Annotated in this window: 1 pseudogene; it reads right to left on the reverse strand. The window is 66.2% G+C overall.

What is annotated here, in order from left to right:
• Window positions 1–441, reverse strand: a pseudogene (pheC, locus tag GWG65_RS40325) (cyclohexadienyl dehydratase); the annotation flags it as partial.

Here is a 441-nt window from a genome sequence, read left to right on the forward strand (position 1 = left end):
CGCCCGGCTGGTCGATCTGCTCCAGGGTCTGGAAACGCGCTTCTTCGCTACAGAGGGTGATCGGCGTCTTGCCGTCGCGCAGGTAGGGAATCGAGAAATACGCCTGGCGCTGGCGCTCCAGGTTGATCGAGATGCCGCTCATGGCGATGTCGAAGCGGTCGTCGGCGAAATCGCGCATCAGGTTCGGCCAACTGGTCGGCACCACTACCAGCTTGGCCCCCAGGCTCTCGGCCAGGCGCTGCGCCATGTCCACGTCGAAACCGGCGTAACCGCCCTCTTCCGTGCGGTAGCTGAAGGGCTTGTAGTCGCCAGTGGTGGCGACGCGCAGCACGCCGCTTTCGAGGATGCGGTCGAGGCGGCTCTCCTGCGCCTGGAGGCTGGCGCTGGCCAGCAGCGCAAGGCAGGCCAGGGCCTGGACGAGATGGCGGAATGACTTCGGCA

The organism is Bradyrhizobium sp. CSA207, assembly GCF_029051685.1.
Classification (GTDB): Bacteria; Pseudomonadota; Alphaproteobacteria; order Rhizobiales; family Xanthobacteraceae; genus Bradyrhizobium.